The organism is Paenibacillus doosanensis (genome assembly GCF_025060755.1).
In the GTDB taxonomy this organism is placed as follows: domain Bacteria; phylum Bacillota; class Bacilli; order Paenibacillales; family NBRC-103111; genus Paenibacillus_S; species Paenibacillus_S doosanensis.
Genome location: NZ_JANYUY010000060.1, coordinates 1 through 23,878 on the forward strand (window position 1 = coordinate 1; position 23,878 = coordinate 23,878).

Consider the following 23,878-nt stretch of genomic DNA (forward strand, 5'->3'; position numbering starts at 1 on the left):
TGGGGAACAAGCGCCTCCATCTCGACCATTTGAAATAGTCGAGGTTGGGTGCCTTGGCGTTTGGAAACTAGCATAAGTTTTGGCCTCATTTCTCATCGATCAGTTCCATTTATTTTACCATTTCTATCGTGTCATGACTGTACAATGCCACTTTTTCACCACCCTTTTAAGAATCGCCGGAAAAACATAAGAAATACATAAACAAGGAGAAGAGAGCACATGCCGGAGACGACGAATGAAATGTGGATTGACGATGCGTGGGAGAAGCTGGTTGCCAAGGTAGGGCAAACGAGCCGTACGATCGGCGCGGGCTTTCCCCATGTAGCCAAAGACGGGAAATACGATTGCACCGAGCCGAACGGATGGACCTCGGGCTTCTGGCCGGGACTGCTGTGGCTCATTTACCGGGATACCGGCAATGAGGAGCTGAAGCGGATCGCCGAGGAATGCGAGCGGAAGATGGACGTATGCATTGAAGAATATGCCCGCCTGCATCACGACGTCGGCTTTATGTGGAGCCTGACCTCGGTAGCCAATTACAAGCTGACGGGCAGCGCCGAATCGAAGCTGCGCGCGCTGAAGGTCGCCGCTTGGCTGGCGAGCCGGTTTAATCTGCGGGGCGGCTTCATCCGCGCCTGGAACCAAAGCAACTGGGACAGCAAGGACGGCAATACCGGCTGGGCGATCATCGATTGCACGATGAATCTCAGCCTCTTGTTCTGGGCCTCGGAGCAAATTCAGGACCCACGGTTCAAGCATATTGCGGTGGAGCACGCCAATACGGTGCTCCGCGAATTTATCCGCGAGGACGGCTCCTGCTACCACATCGTGAACTTCGATCCGGAGACCGGCGAACGCGTCGGAGCGCTCGGAGGTCAGGGCTTCGCTCCCGAATCGGCTTGGGCGCGCGGCACCGCATGGGCATTGTACGGCTTGGCTCTCTGCTACAGCTATACGAAGGACGACGCCTACTTGCAGGGGAGCAAAAAGGTCGCCCACTTCTTCCTGGCTAACCTGCCGGAAGACTTGGTGCCGTATTGGGATTTCCGGCTGACGGTCCAGGAGGGAGCTCCGCGAGACTCTTCAGCGGCAGCCATTGCCGCAAGCGGCCTGCTGCTGCTGGCCGACCTGCTGCCTGCGGAGGAAGGACGGCTCTACGGGACGGCGGCCCGGCGCATCCTGAAATCGCTGGCCGATCATTACGCGATCTGGGATTTGAGCGACGAAGCGATTTTGCCGCATGGCACGGGCCATTTCCCGGCGAACAAAAACATCGATGTCGGCTTGATCTACGGCGACTACTACTTCGCCGAGGCGCTGGCCAAGCTGCGCGGACAAACCGAGCTGTTCTGGTAGAAGGGGAGAGCGGGCTATGCGGATTCCCAAGCCATGGAGCCGTCTCATTGCCCTTACGCTGCTTGTGTGCATAGCGGCGGTCGCACCGGCCTGTTCGGACGAGGCCGCTCAGAGCGCCAAGCCGCCTACGGAACAGAGCGCTTCGCCGTCCAAGCCGGATAGCGCGGAGGCGGCGAAGACGCTGAAGGGCTCGGAACCGAGCCCCGCCGATTTCAAGCCGTACGCCGGCGCGCCCCCTAGCGCGATGCAGATTATAGCCGATCTTCGGCAGCACAATCCGCAGCAGCAGCATCCGAGATTGTTCGCGACGGCGGATACGTTCATCCGGCTGCAGGAAGGCGTGAAGAGCGACCCTCTGCTGCGCAAATGGTACGGCGACCTGCGGAAGGCCGCCGACAAAACGCTGACGAAGCCGGTCGGCGCTTACGAAACTCCGGACGGCCGGCGAATGCTGTCCGCCAGAGACGCGAGGCCGGTCATTGAGCAGAACGCGATGATGTTTCGGCTCAGCGGCGACGACAAATATGCGAAGCGGGCTATCGAGGAGATGATGGCGCTGGCCGCTTTTCCCGATTGGAACGATAAGAAGGAGTTTCTTAATACCGCCGAAATAACGGCGGGCATGGGAATCGGCTACGATTGGCTCTACGAGCGATTGACGCAAGAGCAGCGGGACACTATCCGTCAGGCGATGGTCGACAAAGGGCTGCAAAAGGCGCTCGACGCCCATAACAACAAGGCATGGTGGAGCGTCAGAACCGATCCGGTGAACAACTGGAGCGCCGTCTGCAACGGCGGCATCATCGTCGGGGCGCTCGCGATCGGCGATGAAGAGCCGGTGCAAGCGCTCGCCGGGGACATTATCGCCAGATCCCTGCAATCGGTGCAGAACATTATTTTAAGCCATTGGGAGCCCGACGGCGGATGGAGCGAAGGCCCCGGATACTGGCGTTACATGATGGAATATACGGTAAGTTATATGGCGGCGCTGCAAAGCTCGCTCGGTACGACCTACGGTCATGCCGAGACGCCCGGACTGCATAAGACCGCCTATTTTCCGATCTATACGACCGGCCCGCAGGGCACGTTCAACTTCGCCGACAGCGACAGCGGCAAGATGAAGATTCCGGAGCTGTTCTGGCTGGCCAAGGCGACGAACGATCCCATGCTGGCGGAACGAAGAATCGCCATGATGGAGGACGCCAAGCAGAACGGCGGCGTATACGATCTGCTCTGGTACGATCCGCAGTTCCGCGAAGCGGGTGCGACGCTGCCTGCGGATCAATATTACCGCGACGCCGAGGTCGTCACGATGCGCAGCAAGTGGGACGATCCGGCGGCCGCTTTCGTCGGCTTCAAGGCGGGCACGGCAATTGCGAGCCATTCCCATTCGGATACGGGGGAATTCGTGTTCCATGCGGACGGCATCCAGTGGGCGATAGATCCGGGCAAGGAGGATTACAATCTCAAGGGCTACTTCGAATACGACAAAGAGCGGTACACCTATTACCGACTGAAGCCGGAAGGTCATAACACGCTGGTGATCAATCCGGATAAGCAGTTTCAGCAAATCCCGACGGCGATGAGCCGGATCGCCGCCTACGATTCCAAACCGCAGGGAGCTTATGCCATTGCCGACATGCAGCCGGCTTATGCGCGCAATGCCGACACTGCGAAGCGAGGCGTCATGTTTGCGGACCGCAAACGACTGATCGTCGAGGATGAGATCGAGAACAAGGCGCCGTCCACCGTTTGGTGGTTTATGCATACGAAGGCGTCCGTCCAGATCGCGGAAGACGGCCGTTCGGCTCTGCTCAGCCAGAACGGCAAACGGCTCAGCGTCCGCATGGTGTTCCCGCCCGGAGATGAACCGGCCGGCGCGGTCTTCCAGGTGATGGATGCCAAGCCGCTGCCCGAGTCGGACAATCCGAAGGGGCAGACGCCGAACAACGGCATCCGCAAGCTGGCCGTCAAGCTGGACGGCGTAACCGCCATGCGTATGGCCGTTGAGCTGACGCCGCTGGCCGCAGGAGAGTCAGTTCCCGCCGAGCCGGGGCGCTATGTCCCGCTTGCCGAATGGTCGCTGCGTTAACCGGAAGGCTGCACTAGAAGAAGTGTCCCGGTTTGCGGCCCTTAAGCGGCGAAGGACGGAACGGGCGCGGCAATCCGAAGCCCTGCCCTGCTCCCGTTCTGGACGCCTGCCGGGACGATAAGGCGAAATCGATTGTCGCGTGCATTCATTTATTAGGAAACGGGAAGCTTTCTTAACCGACAGCCGTATGCTTCAAAAAAAGCGTAAATAGGGGGTCTTTCTGGTGAAGAAGAATGTATTGATACCGTGCTTGCTCTGTTTGGCGGCGGCTTTATCCGGATGCAGCAGCGATAAGGCGGGCGAAGCGCCCAAGCCGGCCGAGACGAACGAGAAAATCAATCTGGTCGTATACAGCTACAGCTCGGGCATTCAGGATTCGGAATTTCAGAAATTTTTCGTCGAGCCGGTGCAAAAAAAATACCCGAATATTACTATGCAGCTCGTTTCACGCAATGGAGACAAGGATACGCCCGAGCAGATCATTGCGTCCGGCAATTTGCCCGATTTGATACTGACCAGCAACGTTTACATCGGTATGTTCAACAAGCTGGGGCTCGGCATGGATTTGAACGGACTGGCGAAGAAAAACAACCTCGATCTGGGCAAGTTCGATCCGGTCGGCATGGATGCGATCAAACAATTCGGCGACAACGGGGAAATATACGCTCTCCCGTTCTCAATGAACTACGGCTTGATGATTTACAACAAAGATATTTTCGATAAATTCGGGGTGGAATACCCGCAGGACGGCATGACCTGGGATCAGGCGATCGAGCTAGCCAAGAAGCTGACGCGCAAGGAAGACGGAGTACAGTATATCGGTATCGATCCGGACTACCCGGAAAACCTCACCAGACAGTATTCGCTCCCGTATGTGGACGAAAAGGAAGAGAAGCCGCTCATTAATACGGCGGGTTACAAGACCGCTTTTTCCAAGCTGAAAGCGATGTACGAAATTCCCGGCTTTATCGGCGAGAAAAATAAATTTATGTACACCTCGAACGGCTTTTTCAAGGATCGCATTCTAGCCATGTATCCGGTGTGGGGAGACGGCGTCGTCGGCACGATCGAAGATATGGCGCAGCAGGGCAAACCGCTGAACTGGGACATGGTCACGTATCCGAGCTTCGAAGACCGTCCCGGCATAGGCAAGCCCGTCGACCTGCATCTGATGATGCTGTCTCCGCAGAGCAAGCATCAGGAGGAAGCCTTCAAGGTGATGTCCACTCTGGTGTCGGATGACGCGCAGATTGCGATGAACAAGACCGGGCGCATGACTTCCTTGAACAACGATGAGGTGAAGAAGACCTACGCTTCCGAGCTGAAAGGCTTCCAGGGCAAAAATGTGCAGGCCGTGTTCAAGCTGAAGCAGGCCGCTATCGTGAAGCCGACCGACTACGATCTGCCGTTCAAGCAGCTGATCCGCGAAGGGGCGAAGGATATGGCGCAAAACAATAAGGATGTCAATACCGTGCTCAGGGAAGTTCAGGAAAAGGCCGAAAAAGCGATGACGGAGATTAAAAACGCCAAATGACGGCAGATGAAGCCGAAGTTCATGATTGAAAAATAGGAGGCGCTAGCGATGTATCCAAAACCGCCGCATAAGCCGCCGCAGGAACATCCCCGTTTGCTGCTGCGCAGCCGGGATATGCCGGGTCTTAGAGAGAAGCGGACGAAGCCGGAAATGAAGCAGGTATGGGAGCGGCTCATGTATTTCAGCCAAGTTGACATCCGGGAAGCCGCATCGGGCGATACGCCCGAAGACGTTTATTTGATCGAAGCCAACGCCCTTATGTATGTGCTAGACGATGACCGGGAAGCCGGACAGCGGGCAAAGGAGCTCGCGCTCTCTTGCATTACGAAATCATTTAACCCGAATTTCCAGGATATTTCCCGGGCTATCGGCAGGCTGATGCTGGCTGCGGCCGTCGTGTACGACTGGTGCAGAGAGCTGCTGAGCGACGAGGATCGGCAGTTTATGATCGTCCACTTCAAACGGCTGGCGCATATGCTCGAATGCGGGTTTCCGCCGAAGAAGGAAGGCTCGATCGTCGGCCATACGAGCGAATGGATGCTGATGCGCGATCTGATCGGCACCGGCATCGCGATCTATGACGAAGATCCGGAGCTGTACGATGTGGCGGCGGGCCGCTTCTATGCCGAGATGGTGCCGGCGCGCAATTTCTTCTATCCTTCCGGCTGGCATCATCAGGGCGACAATTACGGCGCTTACCGTTATCAGGCCGAGCTGTACGCGACGTGGATTTTGGACCGGATGGGCGCGGGCAATCCGTACGACCCTTCGCAGGAGGAAGTCGGCTATCAATGGATTTACACCCGCAGGCCGGACGGCAAGCTGCTGCGCGACGGGGACAGCGACAATCCGCTGTATGCGGAGCATCAATACATCAAGCTGTTTCCGCTCGTTTATCTGATGGCCGGCAGCTACTACGGCAATCCGTACTTTATCGATCAGCAGTTCCGCGAATTCGAGACGATTCCGGATATGTACGTGTTTCACGCCTTCTTGTTCTACAATCCCGACGTCGGCCCGAAATCGGTGAAGGAGCTTCCGCTGACCCGCTATTTCGGCTCGCCGGCGGGCATTATGATCGCCCGGACCGGCTGGGACGAGGGGATGGACCGCGCTTCGTCCGCCGTCGTGGCCGAAATGCGCATCGGGGAGTACCAGTACAACAACCATCAGCATCTGGACGCGGGGGCGTTCCAGCTGTACTACAAAGGCTACTTAGCCATAGATTCGGGCATTTACAAAGGCTCGTCGGGCAAATATCATTCACCGCATAACAAATATTATTTTAAGCGGTCGATCGCTCATAATACGGTGCTCGTTTACGATCCGGATGAGCTGAAGCAGTATCCTTACGTTAAGGACGGCGGCCTGGTCTGGCCGAATGTTAACGACGGGGGCCAGCGTTGGCCGAACGAAGGGCGTCCGCCGCTTACGCTGGACGATCTGCTGAACAAGGATTTCAAGCGGGGCGAAGCGCTGGCTCATGCCTGCGGACCCGATCCGGTGCAGCCGGATTACTCCTATCTCAAAGGCGACATTACGGCGGCCTATTCCGCCAAGATGAAGCAGTTCCAGCGCTCCTTCCTGTTTCTGAATTTCAAGGATGCGGATCATCCGGCGGCGCTCATCGTCTTCGACCGCGTCGTGTCGGCGAACGCCGAGTTCAAAAAGTATTGGCTGCTGCACAGCGTGGAGGAGCCCCAAGTGAGCGGCTCGCGCACCGTCGTCTCCCGCAGCGAAGACGGCTACAACGGCCAGTTGATCAACGATACGCTGCTGCCGGAGCCGGACAATGTGGACATCGTTCCCGTCGGCGGGCCGGGCAAGGAGTTCTGGGTGTTCGGCACCAACTACGTCAACGATTTCCCGAGCACGAAGGAGCAGGGGGCATGGCGCATTGAAGCGAGCCCGCGCACGCCGTCCGAGCAGGATTTGTTCTTGAACGTGATGCAGGTGAAAGATATCGGCGGGCCGGCTCCTTTGGCGACCGCGAAGGTCGAGACGGAGCAGCTTGTCGGGGCGGCGATCGGGAATTGGACGGTCTATTTCAGCAAAAGCGGTCTTCGGCTAAGCGAAGAGCTGATCATCCCGATGCCGGAGGACCGCTGCGTAGCGGCAAGCTCGGGCGGGGCTGCGGATGATGCCGGAGCAACCGGCGGCCGTGAGTGCCTGATCGCCGATTTGGCGCCCGGGACGTGGACCGTCGAGATAGCGGGCTGTCCCGCCGCCAGGCACGAGGTTGCGGAAGAAGCCGGAGTGCTTCATCTGCCGGGAGCATCAGCAGCCATGCGTCTTATTCCGCCGCCAGCCGGGCGGAGCACGGTTAAGAACAATGGAGAGGATGAAGCTGAGGCATGATCAAGCTTAGCGAGTTGTTCGGCGCAGAGGAGCTTGGAGCGATACTGTTATCCCGCGACAGCTGCCGCCCATATCCCGATGCGGAGCAACGGGACGAATGGGAGAAGCTCCCGCCGGAGCTGCGCCGATCGGTCATTGCCGAGGGAGAGCGCTATCTCGGCTGCGCCTGGCCGGCGCTTACGGCGACGATGTATAGAGAATTTCTGCAAAACGGCAACCGCACGCGTTATGACGGACCGTATCATCTGCGCAGACGCGCGGTGACCAGTCTCGCATTAGCGGAATGCGTGGAGAACGAGGGACGGTTTATGAACGACCTGATCGACGGCATCTGGCTGATCAGCGAAGAGTCGAACTGGGTCATCTCCGCGCACAACCGGATGTTTCAGGGGCGTTATCCCGACTTGCCCGATGCGGCCGCCCAGCCGGGCATCGATCTGTTCGCGGCCGAGACCGGCAACTTGTTCGCCTGGCTGCATTACTTGCTCCGGCCGGCGTTCGACCGGGTCAATCCGCTGATCGGCGAGCGGCTGCTCATGGAGCTGCGCCGCCGCATTCTCGATCCTTACCTGCAGCGGGACGACTGCTGGTGGATGGGGCTTACGGAGCGGGAGAAGCGGCTGAACAACTGGACGCCGTGGTGCACCTCGAACTGCCTGAGCGCCTTCCTGCTTGCCGAGGAGGACGGAGAAAGACGGCTTCAAGCGGTGCGGAAGGCGCTTGCGGGTCTCGATCGGTACCTCTCGATGCATCCGGCCGACGGCGGCTGCGATGAAGGGCCCGGGTACTGGAATAAGGCCGGAGGCTCGCTATTTGACTGTCTGGAGCTGCTGTATATGGCTACTGGAGGGCAATTCAACGTATATGATGAGCCGCTCATTCAAAATATCGGGCGCTACATCTATAAGGTTCATATTCATGACCGCTATTATCTTAATTTTGCCGACGGCCCGCACCGGATCACGGTGGAGGAAGATGTCGTGTACCGCTTCGGGAAGCGGATCGGCGACGACAATATGATGGCGCTGGGGACGGCCGTTCACCAGATGCTGCGCACCGACGGATGGAAGAACATGAAGTTTTTGTCGTTCCTGCGCGTGCTGCCGGCGCTGTTCCACTACGATGTCATCGAGAACGACCGACGTCCGCTGACCTACCGGCGCGATATGTGGATGGACGGAATTCAAGTGATGGCCGCTCGGGAGACGGACTCCCCGGATCGCGGTCTGTATGCCGCCATGAAGGGCGGACACAATCAGGAAAGCCACAATCATAACGATGTCGGGCATTTCGTCGTCTATGCCGACGGCTTGCCGGTATTGATCGATGTCGGGGTCGAGGAGTATACCGCCAAGACGTTCAGCTCCGAACGCTACGACATATGGACGATGCAATCCGGCTACCACAGCTTGCCGACGCTGAACGGATCGATGCAGCGGGACGGCCGCGAATACCGGGCGTCGTCCGCGCATTACGAGGCTTCCGCGGAAGGCTCGCAGCTGACGCTGGACATCGCTTCCGCTTACCCGCCGGAAGCGGGCGTCGTTTCCTGGCGGCGCCGCTGCCGGTTGGAGCGGATGCCGCAGCCGCTGGTCGAGCTTGAGGAGCGTTACGCATTCGCCGATTCCGCTGCCTGCCGGTTCACGCTCCACTTCATGACCTGCTGCTTGCCGGACGCGGATAATGCCGGCGTCATGGCCTTCTACCGCGATGGACGCAAAGCGCTCGTGATGGAATACGACGCCGGCGCGTTTACGGCATCTGCGGAGGCGATCGCGCTGGAGGACAAGAAGCTGCGCAATTCCTGGGGAGAGAAGCTGTACCGGATCGTTCTCACCCCTGTGAGGCAGGAGCGGGAAGGCGGGCATATCATCCGATTCCGTCAGCCTTAGAATTCGGGCGGTCGGCAAGCCGGAGACGTTCTGCGCCGGGCGCCGTCTCCATTTTACTTCCACCATACAAATAGGAGAGGATCATACTTATGCCATTATATTGGGGAGATTTGCACAATCATTGCGGAATCAGCTACGGCTTCGGAGGCTTGGAGAATGCGCTGCGTGCGGCCCGGGGGCAGCTGGATTTCGTCGCTATCATCGGCCACGCATCGTGGTACGACATGCCGGCCCGCACCGAGGGGCTGGAATATTTGGTCGATTTTCACAAGGAAGGCTTCGCCAAGCTGAAGGGCCATTGGGACCAAGTAAGGGAAACGGTGAAGAGCTTTAACGTGCCGGGGGAATTCGTAACGTTCCAAGGCTACGAAGCGCATTCGAGCCAGTACGGGGACCATCATTTCGTGTCGCCTGACGATGATCTGCCTTTGGGCGAGGGAGAGTCGCCGGCCGCCATCGTCCGGAAGCTGGCGCCGCGCCGGGTTATCGCCGTACCGCATCATGTCGGCTATACGCCTGGCTATCGCGGCGGCAACTGGGACAGCTTCGATCCGGCGATCAGTCCGATTGTCGAAGTGTATTCGAAGCATGGCAGCGGCATGTCGGACCAAGGCTTATATCCATATTATCATGACATGGGGCCGCGCGATTCGCGCAGCAGCGTGTACGAGGCTTTGCGGCGCAAGCACCGCTTCGGGTTTGTCGGCTCGACCGACCATCATGCCGGCTATCCGGGTTCCTACGGGGACGGGCGGCTGGCGGTGATGGCCGACGAGAAGACGCGGGAATCGATCTGGGAAGCCATTTTGGCGCGCAGAACGTATGCGGTTACCGGGGATAAAATCGCCTGCCGCTTTACGATGAACGGTCTGCCGATGGGCAGCGAGGCTAAAGCAATCGAGCGGCGGTTCGAGCTTGATGTGACGGCCTGCGACCAGATCGATAAAATCGTCGTCTACAAAAATTTGCGCCCTTGGCAAATCGTAAACGGCGAATCGCTTCTGCTCAGCGGATCGAGCCGGTCCCGCGAAGCCGGAGCCGGAGTCTATAAAGTCAGAGTGGAAATGGGCTGGGGCGACAGCAAAAACGGCTTTTTCTGGAACGGGGCCGCCGATGTCGGCGGGGGCAGACTGCTCTCCGTAGAGACCTGCTTCCGCGGCCGCAGCGTGCTGGCTCCAACGCCGGAGATGAAGGACGATCCTTCGATGAATGCGATCGGCAACGAGCTGATCCGCCAAACGGACACTTCCGTAGAGTGGAGCTGCACGACCTTTAAAAACCCGACGACGATGCATTCCCATACGGCTGCGCTCATTTTGGAGATCGAGGGCAGCGAAGCGTCGCAGGTGCGCGTACAGTTAAACGGCGTCGAGCTTACGGCGACGATAGGCGAACTGCTCGCAGGCAACCGGACGAAGCATTTGAAGCCTTACAATTCCGAAGCGATGGTGCTTCAGCGGGCCGTGCCGCAGCATGCTTATACGGTAAAAGAAGCGTGGACGGATACGGAGGCCGAATCGGAATGCGACGTATATCATGTCGAGATTAGGCAAATGAACGGCCAATGCGCCTTTATCTCGCCGATCTACGCTTTATCTTAATTTGAAATCCATCTGCGAAAAATCAAGGAGGATGCGAACGTGAGCCGACCGAACATCTTATTTATCATGAGCGATGACCATGCCGCTCATGCGATGAGCTGCTACGGCAGCCGAATCAATCAAACGCCGAATTTGGACCGGATCGCCGAAGGGGGGATGCGATTTGACAACTGCTTTTGCACCAACTCGATCTGCGCTCCGAGCCGGGCGACGATTTTGACCGGACTGTACAATCACTTGAACGGAGTTCAGACGCTCGGAGATAAGCTTGACGGACGTCAGCAGACCGTATCCAAGCTGCTGCAGCAAGGCGGCTACCAGACCGCGATTATCGGCAAGTGGCATCTGGGCCACGGCAGCGACAGCGATCCTACGGGGTTCGATTACTGGAACGTGCTGCCCGGCCAAGGGGATTACCATCAGCCGACCTTTATCGAGATGGGGACGGAAAAGCAGTATGAAGGCTATGTAACCGATATTATTACGGACCGGTCCATCGCTTGGATTACGGAGCGCGATAAGGATCGCCCGTTCTTCCTGATGTGCCATCACAAAGCTCCGCATCGCCCGTGGCTGCCGGATGAGAACACGCTCATCTGTACGAGGACATCGACATTCCGGAGCCGCCGACGTTCGACGACGATTACAGCAACCGCGCCGCCGCAGCCGAAGCGGCGATCATGCGGATCGAGCGCGACCTGAAGAAGCGCGACTTGAAGATCGATCCGCCGGAGGGTTTGACCGGGAAGGAGCTCAAGAGCTGGAAGTATCAGCGCTACATCAAAGATTATTTACGCTGCGTGGCCTCGATCGACGATAATGTGGGACGGCTGCTGGATACGCTGGATGCGGAAGGCATCGCCGACGATACGATCGTCATTTATACGTCCGATCAAGGCTTTTTCCTGGGCGACCACGGCTGGTTCGACAAGCGCTTCATGTACGAAGAGTCGCTGCGCATGCCGTTCATCGTCCGCTACCCGCGCGAAATTCAGCCGGGCTCGGTTCAGGATGCGATGGCGCTGAATACCGACTTCGCTCCGACGTTTCTAGATTATGCGGGGCTGCAGGCGCCGGAGCCGATGCAGGGCGTCAGCTTGCGCCCGCTTATGCAAGGGAGTGTGCCGGAGGGCTGGCGCACCTCGATGTACTACCGGTACTGGATGCATCTTGGCGAGCACGGCGTATACGCCCATTACGGTCTGCGCACGCATGAATATAAATTGATCTACTACTATGCCGACGCGCTGGGCGCTACCGACGCCGTCGACGATCCGAAGCCGCCGGAATGGGAATTGTTCGACCTGCGCAGCGACAGCCATGAAATGAACAACGTATACGCCGATCCGGCCTATGCCGATACGGTGAAACAGCTGACGGAGGAGCTGCACCGGCTGCAGCTTGAGGTCAAAGATACGCCTTATACGGCCGGCGTCCGGTAGTATAAGGCGCTGAACGCGGCCGCTCGTCTTGGAATGACTTCGATCAACGTTTTTCTCAACTTGCGTTTTACAGAAATTGGATGATGCCAATGGGGAGGGGAAAGCATGAGAAGAAAAGCAGGGGCGGCCGTACTGTCCGCCGTCATCGCCGCCACGATGATATCGGCATGCAGCAAGCAGGAGGCGGCCAACAACGCGCCGGCCGGCGAAGAGCAGCACGAGCCGGTGACGCTCAAATTTTATACCGGCGACAAGGATTATGAACAGAAGTTCCGCACCGAGGTAGAGGCGAAGGTGAAGGAGAAATACCCTTACATTTCGTTCGAGTTCCAGGGGGCCGATCAGGGCAAGGAGATTCAGGATTTGGTGCTTGCCGGCGACAGCCCGGACATTTATTACCAGGGCATTTCCGCGCTCAATGAGAAGCTGGTCAAGTTTAATCTTCAATATGACTTGACGGATCTGATCAAGCAATCGAATTTCGACCTGGATCGGATCGATCCGGCCTATCTCGATATTATCAAGAACGCTTCGGCCAGCTACGGCGCCGGGCTGTATGGGCTTCCCGTCAATACGTTTACGCCTGTGCTCTATTACAATAAGGACATATTCGATAAATTCGGGATTGCTTATCCGAAGGACGGAATGACCTGGGACGATGCGTACGCGCTCGCCGAGAAGCTGACCCGTTACGAGGACGGCGTGCAGTATCGCGGCATGACGATGAATTTCATTTATTTGCTGGATAATAACCAGCTCGGAGCGCCTTACTTGCATCTGTCCGAGGATCGGTCCGACGTCAATACCGACGCCTGGAAATCGATCTTTACGACGTTAACCCGGTTTTACCGGTTTCCGATGAACGCGCCGATGGACGAGCGCAGCCGGGTGAAGGAGGTAGCCAGCTTCGTCAAAGACCGCGTATCCGCGATGCATGCGGATGTGACGGCGGCGGCCGAGAGCTTCCCGGACGATTTCACCAATTGGGATATGGTATCTCTGCCTACGATGAAGGAAGCTCCGGGCACGAACGCGCAGATTAACCCGCGCTTCTATTACTTGATCAGCGCCAGCAAGCATAAGGAGGAAGCGTTCAAGGTGCTGCAATTCGTGCTGTCCGACGAGATGCAGATGCAGGCCAGCAAATCGGGCAAGGCGACGGTGCTGAAAAATCCGGCGATTCAGCAGGCGTTCGGCCAAGAATTCTCCATGCTGAAGGGCAAGCATACGGAAGCGCTGTACGTCAATAAGCCGGTCAAAGCCCAGCCGGCCCGGGATTCGAAGCTGGTCACCGTTCCGGTAACGACTCCGCTGAACAAAGAATTCAATAACGTGCTTACCGGTAAAAAAGACGTGAACACCGCGCTGCGCGATCTGGAAGAAACGCTGAACAAGGCGATTTTGGCCGAACAGAAAAAATAAGCGCGCTTAAAAGCATGATAAACAAGCGACCGCAGGACACGACGAAATCACGATCCTTTTAAACGCTGCTTACATACGACTGGAGGCGACACCGAATTGAACGATACCGTCAAAGGCAATCCGAACGATCAGACGAAGGCGGGCTCGGAGCGGCCCGTTACCGCCGTCATCGTAGGCGCGGGGCACCGGAGCTTAATCTATGCTTCCTATGCCCGGCGTCATCCCGGCAGCTTCCGTATTACGGGTGTGGTCGATCCCGATCCGGAACGGAGACAGCGGACGGCCGAGGCGTTTCGGCTGCCTCCGGAAGCCTGTTTTGAATCTGTCGGGCAGCTGACGGCCGGTCCCCGGATAGCCGACGCGGCAATCAACGGGACGATGGACCGTCTGCATGTGGAGACGACGCTGCCGCTGCTCGCCGCAGGATATGACGTGCTGCTGGAGAAGCCTATAGCGACGACGGAGGAGCAGCTGCGCGAGCTTTACGTCAAGGCGCAGGAATGCGGGCGAATCGTTATGATCTGCCATGTATTGAGGTATGCGCCGTTTTACAGGGAAATCCGCAAGCGGATAGCGGCGGGCGACATCGGCGAAATCGTCAACATCCAAACCGCCGAACACGTCAGCTATCATCATATGGCCGCCTCTTACATCCGAGGCAAGTGGAATTCCCAAGAGAAATGCCAGTCTTCCATGCTGATGGCCAAATGCTGTCATGATCTTGATATTCTTACATGGATGACCGGCGGACTCAGGCCGCTCAGAGTCGGCAGCTTCGGCAGCCTGATGCAGTTCAAAGCGGAGCGCGCGCCCGAGGGCTCGGGAGAGCGGTGTCTGGCCGATTGCCGGATTGAAGCGGATTGCGCCTATTCCGCCCGCAAGCATTATATCGAGCAGAAGCGGTGGGGGTTTTACGTATGGGAGAACCAGCATCTCGGCGTCAAGTTGACCGAGGAAGAAAAGCTGGAATCGCTTCGCACTACGAATCCGTACGGCCGCTGCGTGTGGCGCTGCGATAACGACGTCGTCGATCATCAATCCGTCATGGTGGAGTTCGAGAACGGCAGCACGGCGACGCATAATATGATCGGCGCGACATCGCGTCCATGCCGGACGATCCATATCATCGGCACGCGCGGGGAAATCCAGGGGGTGCTGGAGGACGGCAGCTTCGTCGTCAGACATCCCGACCCGCGGGCAGGGCATCAGTATTCCGAGGAAAAAGTGACCGTCGACGTGACGGGCGACAGCCATGGAGGCGGGGATTTGCTGCTGGTGGAAGATTTCGTCCGCGTCCTGAGAGGGGAGCGGGCGTCGATATCGTCTACGCGGCTCGAACAGTCCATTTACGGACACGAAATCGGATTTGCGGCCGAGCGCTCCCGCACGGGGCACGCAACTGTGGAACTGGCCTATTAAAACAAATAAAGGGGTATATCAATGAAATCGTGGGTTCAAATGTCAGGAAAAATCATTATTGCTTCCACGCTGGCGGGGAGCTTGCTCGCCGGATGCAGCGGAGGCAAACAGGAAGGAGAAGGAGCAGGAGAATCGGGGAAACAAGAGCCTGTCGAGCTTGTCTTCTATCAGACCGGCAACGCGGACTGGACGGAAGACGATTTTATGAACAATTACGGCAATTACATCAAGCAGAAGTTTCCGAATATTACGCCGAAATTCGTGCCGGTGCCGGCTTCCAAAAACATGGACGGCTTGATTACCGGCGGCCAGCAGTTCGATATCCTTATTTTCTCGATCGGCCACACGCATCTGAATTTGATCCGCAATGAATTTCAGTACGACATCTCGGACTTAATTAAAAAGAAGAACGTCGATCTAAGTCGTTTCGAGCCGTTCACGATCGAGCAGCAGAAGGAAATTGCCGGCGGAGGCATTTACGGTTTGCCGCTGTCCAACACTTCTCCGGTTCTGATGTATAACAAGGACATTTTCGACAAATTCGGAGTGCCGTATCCGAAAGACGGCATGACGTGGGATGAGGTCTACGATCTTGCCAAGCAGCTGACGCGCAGCGATAACGGCACGCAGTATTACGGGTTCCTGGCGTCGCCGGAGCATATTTTGAAAACGAATCAGTTTTCGGCGCCGTTCGTCGATCCGAAAACGTTCAAGCCGATGTTCGACGATCCGAAGATGATGACTTTTCTGGATAACTTGAAGCGGTTCTACGAATTGATTCCGACGACCGACGGCAAGCCGCTGGAAGGGGGCTTCTTCGCTTCCACCGCGCAGTCGAGAATGTTCTCCAAGGATAAGACGCTGGCGATGTGGTCGCATTTCTCGAACTCGGCGGTCAATTTCCCCGACGATCTGAACTGGGATTACGCTTCGCTGCCGTATTTCAAAGAGCTGGGCCAGGTAGGGCCGCAGGCGTATCCGGGCTATATATATATCAGCAAGACGAGCAAGCATAAGGACGAGGCGATGGATGTCATTCAGGCTTTGACTTCGGATGAGTTCCAGACGATCCGTTCCAAGATGGGAATCGAGACGGCGCTCAAAAATCCGGAGATTAAGAAAACGTTCGCTCAGGATTTGCCGAAATACAAAGGCAAAAACATTCAAGCGATCTTCCCGCAGCAGTACGCCGCTCCGGCCCCGCTGACCGAATACAACGATTTGGCCTGGAAACGGCTTAACGAAGCGTTCGGCGATATCGGAAGAGGCAAGAAGGACATCGTGACCGCGGTCAGAGATTCGTCGGAGCTGCTTGCCAAAGATATTCAGGCCGAGCAAACGAAAAAGAAGTAAGGCGGAGCCGGACTAGAAGCACGGTGAATAATTCCGAAACATATGGCCTAGGGGCCGCATAGCAAGGGGAAAGGCGTCTGTCCGCGAGGGACGGACGCCTTTTTGCCGATAGTTGTATCTGGCGTTTGCGCCGGCGATTGCACAATCCCTTCGCATGTACTGATCGGGGGAACCTGTCACTTGACCCGATCGCCAGGGGCGTTGCTATTGCTGCGGGCAGTGTTGCTTGCTTGCCGTTTTGCCGCAGCGGGAAGGATCAAGCAGCGTTATGGCTTCTACAGTTTCCTGGCCGTGATTAAATTCGGGCTAAAACGACGATCTTTTTATGCTTTTTGTGGAAAATGAAGAGGGAAATTTTCGATTTTAATGACGAACTTGCGTTTTTGATGATATTCACACCGCCGATTGCGGCTGTATAATGGCTACGGTGCGTGGCGAGACTGCACGGCGCTCTGCCGCTCAGGCCGGCGGAACAAGCGCGGTCAGCACGCCTTATCCGCAAGCGAGAGCAATCTTGAGGGTATCTGAGATTTATTATGCGGATATCTATTATAACGACAAGAGTTTGGAGGCGAATAAGAGTTGAAGGATCGACATGAGAAAAACTTTCACAACAACGTCAGCAATGTCGGCAGAAATCGCGATTAATGTCGTATTTGGCAGCAGGCGTTCGCACGGAATTTCTTTGCATTGGTGCGGCCTCGGACCTAACGTCAGGACGCCCCGCAAACGTACCGTCTGATACGGCTTGATCTTAACGGCTTCGCGCTTCTTGCGCCGGCCCCGCTTTGAAAGCTTCGATCGAAGCTTAATTCTAATGAATCCGAGGTGACTTTATGCGTAGTAAACGGCCAAACTCTTATGTTAGCATGCTGCTTATCGCGGCTCTGACGGTCTGTTCGTTTCCACATTATGTATCCGCTTCCAACCAGCCGGTGACGCTGTCGACGGGGTTTGAGCCTCCCGATTTTGAAGTCAATAATACGATTACGAGCAGCAACACGATAGGAGGATGGACGGGCAATGCGGCGACCCCGTGGACCGTTGTTGCCGACGGAACCAACGGCAACGCGATTCAGAGCGATCCGGGGGCCAATAGTCTCTACGTTGCCAATAAAACGAAGTCTTTCCTGGCCGACAGCGCTTTCTCCGGGCAAGTGAAAGACTTGGCTGCCGACGGCGGCGCGCATCCCGGCCTGATTCGGTATAAGGACAGCAAAAACTTTTATGCGCTTGGCTTAAGCGGGGGCAGCCTCGAATGGCGAGGCAAAGTGAACAACACGTCGGTCTCGATGCCGGGCTCCGTCTCCCTCGGAGGAGCTTGCGCCGGCGGCAGTTCGGCCACCTACTGTACGCTGAACCTTGTAGTGAGCGGAGCCGCGATGTATGGCTCGGCCAAGGAAGGGCCGGCGCTCATCGCCAAGGTCAGCGACGACATGGCGATGTCGGCCGTTCCGTACATCGGGTTTGTGACGCAGAAGGGTGTCGCGAGCTTCGATAACCCGTACGCCACCGATACGCCGCTCGGCGCGCCGGGGGAACTGACCGGCACTTCCGTTGGAACGACGGTCGATCTGTCTTGGTCGGAGGTCACCGGCGCCGACAGTTATGTGATTCGGCGATCGACGACTGTTTCTGGACCGTATCTGTATGCCGGCAAGTCTGGCGCCGCGGCTTTTACGGACATCGGGGTGACGAATCCCCAGACGTACTATTACATGGTGAGTCCGGTCTCGGTAACGCCGCAGGGTTCGTCGGCGGAAGGGATTCCGGCTTTTGTCTCCGTCGGCGCGACAGGTTTGACAGGGGCGTCCGGCGATAACAAGATCGATCTGAGCTGGAGCGGCTTCGCATCGGCGGCAAGCTACACGATCTGGCGCAGCTTGTCCAGCGACAGCGGGTATACGCAGCTCGGCACCGTCGCGGGCGGCACGACGGCTTACAGCGATGCGACGGCTGTGAACGGCACGACTTATTACTACCGAGTGCAGGCGGTGACCGCAGATACGGGCGCGACGCCGAGCTTGACGATCAACAATGCCGCGCCTTTGACGGCGACGGCGGGCGTCACGGCGCCGAATGCCCCGACCGGACTGACCGCAGCTGTGGTCGGCTCGGAAATTGCGCTGAGCTGGTCTCCGGTAAGCGGCGCGAAAAGCTACAGCATATGGCGCAGCACGACAAGCGGCAGCGGCTATGTGCGCATCGGCACGACGGCGGATGGATCGACGACGAGCTATTCGGACACCGGCATCGCGAACGGCACGTACTACTACGTGGTGCAGGCGGTGAACACGGGAGGCTCCAGCGCTAACTCTGCGGAAGCGAGCGCGACGCTGAACGCGACGCCGCTTGCCGCTCCGACCGGCGTCACAGCGACCGCTACGGGCGACGCGACGATTGCGTTGTCCTGGCAGCCGGTAAGCGGCGCGACCGGCTATGTTGTGCTGCGCAGCATGCGAAGCGGCGGCGGCTTTACGCCAATCGGCACGATTGAAGATGGCGGTGCGAACGGTTATGTGGACAGCGGCGTGGAGAACGGCACCTGGTACTACACGGTGCAAGCCGTGAATCCGGCAGGAACCGGCAGCAGCTCTGCGGAAGCGAGCGCGACGCTGACGGCGCCGGACGCGCCGACCGGCGTTACGGCCAATGCCGACGCAGGCACGCAAGTGGCGCTGCAATGGAATGCCGTGAGCGGCGCAACGGGCTACAAGGTACTGCGCAGCACGAAGAACGGCAGCGAATACACGACGGTCGGCACGACCGACAGCAGCGCGACCAGCTTCGCGGATAAGCATATCGCAAGCGGCACGACCTATTATTACGTCGTTCAGGCGACGAATGACGGAGGCTCCAGCGCGAATTCGCAGCAGGCGAGCGCAACGCCGGTATACACGATAAGCAGCGGCACGATCGTGAACGTCTCGACGGCGGAGCAATTGGATGCCGCGCTGGCGGCCGCTCAGGCGGGGACGACGATTGTACTGGCGGACGGAATTTATACGAAAACCGGTCCGTTTGAATTGAAAGGCAAGGTCGGCACGCTGACGTCGCCCATTACGATCAAGGCGGCTCATACCGGCCGCGCTATCATTAGCGGCGCCGCCTATATGAAGGTATCGACCTCGTCCGCGTACGTCAACGTACAGGGGCTGCGGTTCACGAACACGGATAATGTCTCCTTGCTTCTGGACAGCTCGAACAGCATCCGGGTAACGGAGTGTTCCTTCGAACAAATCGAAAATCCGAACAATGCGAGCGCGAACATTCCGTATATGCAAATTCGCGGCGCGAACAGCGACTATATTCAGGTCGACCACAACGTATTCGCGAACAAGACGCAGCAAGGCCAAGGCATGAGCATCGACGGCAACGGCAGCTCGATCATGTCTCAGTATCTCACGATCGAATACAATTTGTTCCGCAACTTCGGCCCGCGCATCGATAACGGCATGGAGTCGATCCGGCTCGGCCTCTCCGGCGTATCGATGCTGAGCGGCTATGCGGTCGTGCAGTACAACGAGTTTGACAACTGCGACGGCGATCCCGAGAGCATTTCGGTTAAGACCAGCAACAACACGATTCGCTATAATACGTTCCGCAACTCCCAATCGCAGCTGACGCTTCGCCATGGCAACGGGACGGAAGTGTACGGGAACTATTTTATCGGCGACGGGGTGAAGCAAGGGGTTGGCGGCATCCGAGTATACGGCGCCGATCATAAAATATATAACAATTACTTCCAGGGGCTTGCCGTGGAAGGCATCCTGATTGACAACGGCGATGTCGATCACGGGCCGGCGATTTCGACCTATAAGGCGTATTCCGGCGATTTCTCCAAGCATTGGCCGGTGTACCGGGCGCAAATCGTGAACAACACGATTGTGAACAGCGCCTACGGCATTACAGTCGGACACCCGTCGTACAGCGTCAATCCGAAATACTTCAAAGAGCCGGTCGACACGATCGTGGCTAACAATCTGGTGCAAAATACGACAAACGAGGCTTTCCCCGAGACGATTGCGAGCAATACGGTGTATCGGGACAACATCGGATTCACGGCGCAGCCTGGCAGCAATCCGGCCCGGACGAGCGCGGAAATCCGGAATGTCGACCCGCAGCTTGCCTTGCAGGCCGACGGCTTGTACCGGCTGCAAGCCGGCAGCGCGGCGATCGATGCGGCGACCCATGCGTATCCGTATGTGCGCGATGACATGGACGGACAGCCGCGGAGCGCAGCGCCGGATATTGGCGCCGACGAGTATTCGACTGCGGCGGTGCAAAGACAGCCGGTTTCGTACGCAGGTTATCCGATCTCGCTCGACGCAGCCGCGATTACGCTACAGATAGAAGCGGAGAAATATTCGTTCAAGCAAGGCGATCTGTCTACGGTCGCTTGCTCCGCTTGTTCCGGGGGGCTGTCTGTACAGGCGGGCGGCACGGCAGGGACGACGGCTGCGAGCCTGATGTACCGGCTTGATGCGGCGAGCGACGGAACGTTTTACGTTCATCTGCTTGGAAGCGGCGCAGCCGGCCCGTCTACGGTTCTCGTGTCCGTTGACGGCGGCCCGGATGAGGCGGTAAGCATGGCAGCCGGAGCAATGGGCTGGAGCAGCACGTCCGCTTCATTCACGCTGGGTGAGGGGATCCACGATCTGGTGCTGAAGCCGCAGCAGGGCGGCATTCAGCTTGACAAGCTGGCGCTGTCCAAGAGCAGCAAGCCGCCGATTGAGGCATCGCTGCCGAAAGCGTCGGACATTCGGGTCAACGGCATCTCGCTGCCTGATTTTGCTCCGGGAAAATATAGCTACACGGTGCAATTGCCGGTCGGCACGCAGCGGGTGCCGATCGTGACGGCTGCGAGCGCGGGTGCGGTGCAGGTAACGCAGTCGCCGACGCTGTTCGGCACGGCTGTCGTGCATGTGACAGATCTGGACGATCCTTATCTGGCCACCGATTACACGGTGGCGCTGTCGGGGCTGCCGACTTACGGCGCGATTCCCGAACGGCTGCTGCCTTACCCGATTGTCGGGGCGGCTGCCAGCGATTTTAAGTCGCCTTATTCGCCCGCGAACGCCTACGACAACAATATGTCGACCCGTCTTGCCGCAAATGGCGAGCAATGGGCGACATTCGATCTCGGCCAAGCGAAGCCGGTGAAGTACGTACTCATTTCGTTTTATAATGGAGATCAAGATCAATACTCGTTCGATCTCGAAACGTCCGTCGATAACGCCGATTGGACCAAAGTTTATTCCGGTTACAGCAGCCGCGCCACCGCGAATCTGGAGCTGTTCCAGATTCCGTTGACAGAGGCGCGCTACATCAAATTCAACGGACATGGCAACTCGAAGGACGCCTGGAACAATATCGTCGAAATCGTCATTGCAGGCCAGTCCCCGGTTGCCTCGGTGCAGCTGGACGTGCCGGATAGCCTGAGTGTCGGGCAGTCGGCGGCAGGTGTGCTGAGTGCCGTCCATGACGACGGATCGCAAGTTCCGCTCACGCAGGGCGTCGGCTTCGTCAGCAGCAATCCGGGCGTCGCGGCGGTCGACTCCACAGGCATGATCCGCGCGGTCGGCGCCGGCTCGACCGTCATTACGGCGACTTACGGCTTGTTCCAGGATGCCAGGACGCTGGCCGTCGTGCCGCCGGCGCCAAGCCGCCTGGCGGCGCCGACGAACTTGACAGCCGCCGATGTTACGCAAACGACGGTCAGCTTGAGCTGGCAAGGCTCCGCCGGGGCGGCGGGGTATGGCATTTATAAAGACGGAACCAGTGTGACGGGAGCGACTTATAGCGTGACGGGCTCGGTTTACAGCGCCACGATCGGCGGTCTGACGGCGGGCACGCTCTACAGCTTTACCGTCAAGGCGATTGACGCCGACGGCGGGTATTCGCCGGACAGCAATGCGGTTGCAGTAACGACCGCTGCCGCGCAAGGTGGCGGCGACGATGGCAACAACGGAAACAACGGAAATAACGGAAATAACGGTAACAATGGTAGCGACGGTGATAATGGGAATAACGGCAACAATGGAAACAATGGAAACAATGGAAACAATGGCGGCGATGGCAACAACGGAGAGAACGGCAATAACGGCGACAATGGGAGCACTGCCGGCGGCTTGAAACGTCGATCGCATTCCAGTGGGTCTGCAGCGCCGGCCGTGGGAACCGACACGGCGTCCGAACCGTCCGCAGGCACAACGACAACGAAAATCTCGGCTGACGCACTGGATGAGCTGATGAGCAAGGCGACCGCCGATCAGAATGGAGTCAAGACGGCGACCGTGCAAGTGCCTGAAGTGCCCGGGGCCAAAGCTTACGATTTGACGTTCCCGGCAAGCTTCGTTACAAGCACGACCAAGACGGAGAACATTGCGATCGCCACCCCTTTGGCGACGGTCGTGCTCCCGGGCAATATGCTCGCTTCCGCTTCCGTTGCGGCGTCCTCGTCGGTTACACTGACGGTGCAAAGCGCGGATAAGAACACGATTGGCGATGCCGCCCTGCGGACCCAAATCGGCGACAGACCGCTTTTGGACATTCGCTTGCAGGTGGACGGTCAAGCCGTGCAGTTCAACAACCCGCTGGCAGCCGTCACGATTTCGGTGCCGTATACGCCGTCGGAACAAGAGCGGAAAGACCCTGAGCATCTGATTGTCTGGTATATCGACGGCAACGGCCAAGCGGCGAAGGTGCCGAGCGGCAAATACAACCCGGCGACGGGAAGAGTTACATTCACCACGACGCATTTCAGCTTGTACGCCATTTCTGCCGAATACAAGACTTTTGCGGATATTGACGCCTACGGATGGGCGAAGCAGCCGATCGAAGTGCTCGCTTCCAAAGGCATCATCAACGGGATATCGAAAGACATGTTTGCTCCGGCAAACACGATTACGAAGGCGGATTTCCTCTTGCTGCTCGTCAGAACGTTGGGCTTGTCGGCGGAGGTGGACAGTAACTTTGCGGATGTCGGCAAGTCGGATTACTACTACGAGGAAGTCGGCATCGCCAAAAAACTCGGCATTAGCGACGGTGTCGGCAGCAATCGATTTAACCCGAACGAAGCGATCTCGCGCCAGGATATGATGGTGCTGAGCGCAAGGGCGCTGCAATTGGCCTCCAAAACGGCCGCTGCAAAAGGATCGGCAGCCGATTTGCAGCCGTTCGCCGATCGCGCTCAGGTAGCTTCGTACGCTGTGGACAGCGCTATTTTCATGGTGAAGGAAGGACTTATGACCGGTGATGGGAACGGTCTGAATCCGCAAGGGTATGCGACTCGGGCGGAAACGGCGGTGCTGATGTACAAGATTTATAATAAGGAGTAAGCGATAAGCCGAAAAAAATATCCGTTGACAGGCTGAGCGGATGGTGTTACCATACAAATCACATAAGAA

The 23,878-nt window shown here is 57.7% G+C and carries 12 protein-coding genes; all 12 read left to right on the top strand.

Annotated elements, in window-relative coordinates; all coding sequences use genetic code 11:
- Positions 1 to 219: 219 nt before the first annotated feature.
- The 12 genes from N0M98_RS28845 (at position 220) to N0M98_RS28900 (ending at position 23,809) form a co-directional block, all read left to right on the top strand.
- Complete coding sequence (locus tag N0M98_RS28845) at positions 220 to 1,356, top strand: glycoside hydrolase family 88 protein (protein WP_259619917.1); 1,137 nt, start codon at positions 220 to 222, stop codon at positions 1,354 to 1,356.
- A 16-nt stretch (positions 1,357 to 1,372) separates the two neighbouring features.
- Positions 1,373 to 3,448: a heparinase II/III domain-containing protein gene (locus N0M98_RS28850; protein ID WP_259619918.1), complete on the top strand. Its 2,076-nt coding sequence runs from the start codon at positions 1,373 to 1,375 to the stop codon at positions 3,446 to 3,448.
- A gap of 223 nt (positions 3,449 to 3,671) precedes the next feature.
- Positions 3,672 to 4,982 (top strand): ABC transporter substrate-binding protein, encoded by a 1,311-nt coding sequence (locus tag N0M98_RS28855; protein ID WP_249865781.1) that lies wholly within the window; start codon positions 3,672 to 3,674, stop codon positions 4,980 to 4,982.
- Between the two features lie 48 nt (positions 4,983 to 5,030).
- Positions 5,031 to 7,340, top strand: a complete 2,310-nt coding sequence (gene hepB, locus N0M98_RS28860; protein ID WP_259619919.1) for a heparin/heparin-sulfate lyase HepB — start codon at positions 5,031 to 5,033, stop codon at positions 7,338 to 7,340.
- Positions 7,337 to 9,232: a heparinase II/III domain-containing protein gene (locus N0M98_RS28865; RefSeq protein ID WP_259619920.1), complete on the top strand. Its 1,896-nt coding sequence runs from the start codon at positions 7,337 to 7,339 to the stop codon at positions 9,230 to 9,232. Before hepB ends, N0M98_RS28865 begins: the two co-directional genes overlap by 4 nt.
- A gap of 89 nt (positions 9,233 to 9,321) precedes the next feature.
- A complete protein-coding gene (locus N0M98_RS28870) occupies positions 9,322 to 10,833 on the top strand; it encodes a DUF3604 domain-containing protein (RefSeq protein WP_259619921.1) in 1,512 nt (503 codons plus the stop codon).
- A gap of 39 nt (positions 10,834 to 10,872) precedes the next feature.
- On the top strand, positions 10,873 to 11,535 hold the full coding sequence (locus N0M98_RS28875; protein WP_259619922.1) for a sulfatase-like hydrolase/transferase: 663 nt from the start codon (positions 10,873 to 10,875) through the stop codon (positions 11,533 to 11,535).
- Positions 11,514 to 12,275 carry a sulfatase/phosphatase domain-containing protein gene (locus N0M98_RS28880; protein WP_259619923.1) on the top strand — a complete coding sequence of 254 codons (762 nt, stop codon included), beginning with the start codon at positions 11,514 to 11,516 and terminating at the stop codon, positions 12,273 to 12,275. The genes N0M98_RS28875 and N0M98_RS28880 overlap by 22 nt, the downstream gene beginning before the upstream one ends.
- Before the next feature lie 105 nt (positions 12,276 to 12,380).
- Complete coding sequence (locus N0M98_RS28885; protein WP_259619924.1) at positions 12,381 to 13,697, top strand: ABC transporter substrate-binding protein; 1,317 nt, start codon at positions 12,381 to 12,383, stop codon at positions 13,695 to 13,697.
- Positions 13,698 to 13,793: 96 nt separating this feature from the next.
- Positions 13,794 to 15,116 (top strand): Gfo/Idh/MocA family protein, encoded by a 1,323-nt coding sequence (locus N0M98_RS28890; protein ID WP_259619925.1) that lies wholly within the window; start codon positions 13,794 to 13,796, stop codon positions 15,114 to 15,116.
- Between the two features lie 21 nt (positions 15,117 to 15,137).
- Positions 15,138 to 16,469, top strand: coding sequence for an ABC transporter substrate-binding protein (locus tag N0M98_RS28895; RefSeq protein ID WP_249865774.1), 1,332 nt, complete (start codon positions 15,138 to 15,140; stop codon positions 16,467 to 16,469).
- An 836-nt stretch (positions 16,470 to 17,305) separates the two neighbouring features.
- Entirely contained in the window at positions 17,306 to 23,809 is a 6,504-nt protein-coding gene (locus N0M98_RS28900) for a chondroitinase-B domain-containing protein (RefSeq protein WP_259619926.1), read from the top strand.
- Positions 23,810 to 23,878 lie beyond the last annotated feature (69 nt).